We start from the raw sequence: 3,647 nt of genomic DNA, 5'->3' as shown, positions 1-3,647 counted from the left end.
AAATCACTAATATCTTTGTTACATCAAATTTACTTAAATATTATGAAAACACTAAATCTTCCTTTACAAGTAACAGAAGAATTAAATAAAGTATCTAAAGTTGCAGGTTATTTATGGCAACGTGAATGGGCAGAAAGAAATGCAGGAAATATATCAATGAATTTAACTTCATTTTTCACAAAAGAAGAAGTGCAAGGAATTGGTGCAGAAGTGCCTTTCGATTTCCCTAAAGAATCAGCCGGATTTGTAATTTATATTACAGGTACAGGTTGTTATTTACGAGATTTAGTGGATATGTTAGAAGAGGTTTCTTGCATTCTTTACATAAACGAAACTGCAACAGCATATTCTATTATTTGGGGAGGAAAACGACCAAATTTTGGACCAACTTGCGAGTTAATTTCACATGCAAGTATTCATTTATTTAACTCAAAATATCACCCAGAAAATTTAGCGGTTGTTCATACACACCCAATCGAATTAATTTGCATGAGTCACCATGAATTATTTGATAATGAAGAAGAATTGAATAGACAATTATGGATGATGTGTCCAGAGGTTAAAGTATTTGTACCAAAAGGAGTGCATTGTACACCTTATGCATTGTCTAGTACAGCTGCATTAGCAGAAGTTACTATGGAAGCTTTTAAAACAAGAAACGTTTCTCTTTGGGAAAAACACGGGGCTACTTCTACAGCGCCAGATGTTATGAAAGCTTGGGACTTTTTAGATGTAGCAAACAAAGGCGCTAAATTATTGTTAACATGTTGGTCAGCAGGTTTTAAGCCGGCAGGATTGTCTAACGAGCAGTTAACAGAATTAGAGCAGTTTATATAAATTAAAAGCATTAAAAAATCATGAGCAGATTAATAGGTAGATTACCAAAAGTAGGAATTCGTCCTGTAATTGATGGACGAGAATTAGGCGTAAGAGAATCTTTAGAGGTTCAGACAATGGATATGGCAAAAGCCGCAGCAAAGTTAATTGAAGATACATTGCGTTTTCCTAGTGGAGAAAAAATAGAATGTGTTATTGCGGATACAACAATTGGTGGTGTAGCAGATGCAGCAGCTTGTGCAGATAAATTTAAAAGAGAAGGAGTAGAGGTTTCTTTAACAGTAACGCCTTGTTGGTGTTATGGTACAGAAGTGATGGATACAGATCCGTTAACGCCAAAAGCAGTTTGGGGATTTAACGGAACAGAAAGACCAGGTGCAGTTTATTTAGCCGCAGCTTTGGCAGGGTATTCTCAAAAAGGATTACCCGCTTTTGGAATCTATGGAAAAGAAGTGCAAGATGGAGGAGATCAAACGATTCCAAATGATGTTTCAGAAAAGATATTACGATTTGTAAAAGGTGCATTAGCCGTTGCTCAAATGAAAGGAAAATCTTATTTATCGATAGGATATAGCTCTATGGGAATTGCAGGATCTATGGTAGATGTAAACTTTTTACAAGATTATTTAGGAGTTAGAGCAGAGTTTGTAGAATCTGTAGAACTTTTAAGACGAATGGATAAAGGTATTTATGATAAAGAAGAGTTTGAAAAAGCATTAGCTTGGACCAAAGAAAACTGTAAAGAAGGAGAAGATCGTAATAGTGTTGAAACCCAAAAATCATCCGAAGAAAAAGAAAAAGAATGGGAAAAGGTTGTGAAAATGACCTTAATCTGTAAAGATTTAATGAATGGAAATCCGAAATTAAAAGAAATGGGTTTTGGTGAAGAATCTAAAGGGAGAAATGCCATTATGGGAGGTTTTCAAGGACAGCGTCAATGGACCGATTATCAACCAAATGCAGATTTTACAGAATCTATTTTAAATTCTTCTTTTGATTGGAATGGAATTCGTCAGGCATATACTTTTGCTACAGAAAACGATTGTTTAAATGCAATTTCTATGTTGTTCGGTCATTTATTAACAAATAAAGCACAATTATTTTCTGATGTAAGAACGTATTGGAGTCCAGAATCTGTAGAAAGAGTAACGGGTAAAAAATTAACAGGAATTGCAAAAGATGGAATCATTCATTTAATCAATTCAGGATCTACAACTTTAGATGCAACAGCTCAACAGAAGGATAGTGAAGGGAATCCAACAATGAAACCATTTTGGGATATAACAGAAGAAGACGTTCAGAATTGTTTAGATAATACAAAATGGCCACCAGCAACTTTTGAATATTTTAGAGGAGGAGGATTTTCATCTCAATTTTTAACCAAAGCAGAGATGCCATTAACCATGTGTAGAGTAAATCTAATAAAAGGGATTGGGCCCGTTTTACAAATAGTTGAAGGTTGGAGTGTAGAGTTACCAGAAGATATTCATACTATTTTAGATGAAAGAACAGATCCTACATGGCCAACAACTTGGTTTGTGCCAAGAACAACAGGTAAAGGGTTTTTTAAAGATGCTTATACAGTAATGGCGAAATGGGGTGCAAACCATGGGGCAATTTCACACGGACATATTGGAGCAGATTTAATTTCATTAGCAGCCATGTTACGTATTCCAGTAAACATGCATAATGTAGATGAAAATGATGTATTTAGACCAAGTGCTTGGTCTGCTTTTGGAGAAGGATTAGAAGGAGCAGATTATAGAGCTTGTAAAAATTATGGACCATTATATGGTTTTAAAGAATCATAAAAAATATTTTTAAGCAGAATTGGCAGGCAAATTTTTAGAATTGTTTGTTTTGTTTGTCGATTCTTTTTTTGGTAATGATAAAGTTTCTCCTTTTAACTATTTCTAGTAACTGTTAAAAGGAAGCTTTTTCATTTTTAAACTTCAATAAGAATGAAAAACGTAATCGCAGTTATAGATATAGGAAAAACGAATAAAAAAATATTTTTATTTGATGAAAATTTTGAAGTATGTTTTCGAAATTCTACAAAATTCAAAGAAGTATTAGATGAAGATGGTTTTCCTTGTGATGATCTAGATACTATAACAAAATGGATTTTTGAAGAAATTAAAAAAGTACAAAACAATTCTTCTTATAACTTAAAAGCAATTAATTTTTCAACTCACGGAGCTTCACTTATTTATTTGGATAAAGAAGGCAATAGAATTGCACCTTTGTATAACTACTTAAAACCTTTAGATATTGATGACTTTAAAGATTTTTATCAATTAAATGGAGGAGTAGAAGAATTTTCTAGAGCAACAGCATCTCCTGCTTATGGTATGTTAAATACAGGTTTGCAAATGCTTTGGATGCAAAAAGACAAACCAGAAACTTGGGCAAGAGTTCATTCGATATTACATTATCCACAATATCTTAGTTACTTATTTACACAAAAAGTAACTGCAGATTTTACGTCTATTGGTGCACATACAGCTACTTGGAATTTTGATACTATGGATTATCATCCATGGTTAAAAAATACCGGTATCAATTTACCAGAACCCGTAAACGGAGAAAAAGCAATTTTAACTGATGTAAACGGACAACAAGTTGCAGTTGGTTCTGGGTTGCACGATAGTTCGTCGTCTATAATCCCTATTTTAGAGAAAGAAAAAGACAATAAGTTTATTTTATTATCTACAGGCACTTGGATTATTACCATGAATCCTTTTAGTACAGAAACTTTAACACAACATCAATTAACTAATAATTGTTTGTGTTTTATGACGCCTAAAAAG

The 3,647-nt window shown here is 33.3% G+C and carries 3 protein-coding genes; all 3 read left to right on the top strand.

Going from position 1 to position 3,647, the window contains the following annotated elements; translation table 11 throughout:
- Nucleotides 1–837, top strand: an 837-nt coding sequence (rhaD, locus tag ACJJVY_RS00065; RefSeq protein WP_405603881.1) for a rhamnulose-1-phosphate aldolase, incomplete at its 5' end; no start/stop codon positions are given.
- A gap of 20 nt (nt 838–857) precedes the next feature.
- On the top strand, nt 858–2,648 hold the full coding sequence (locus tag ACJJVY_RS00060; RefSeq protein ID WP_405603879.1) for an L-fucose isomerase: 1,791 nt from the start codon (nt 858–860) through the stop codon (nt 2,646–2,648).
- A gap of 150 nt (nt 2,649–2,798) precedes the next feature.
- A partial coding sequence (locus ACJJVY_RS00055; RefSeq protein ID WP_405603877.1) for an FGGY family carbohydrate kinase occupies nt 2,799–3,647 on the top strand: 849 nt, incomplete at its 3' end.

Source organism: Polaribacter sp. Asnod1-A03 (assembly GCF_045063585.1).
GTDB lineage: Bacteria > Bacteroidota > Bacteroidia > Flavobacteriales > Flavobacteriaceae > Polaribacter.
Note: the sequence above shows the minus strand (reverse complement) of the source record. Positions and strands in the feature narration are given on the sequence as shown.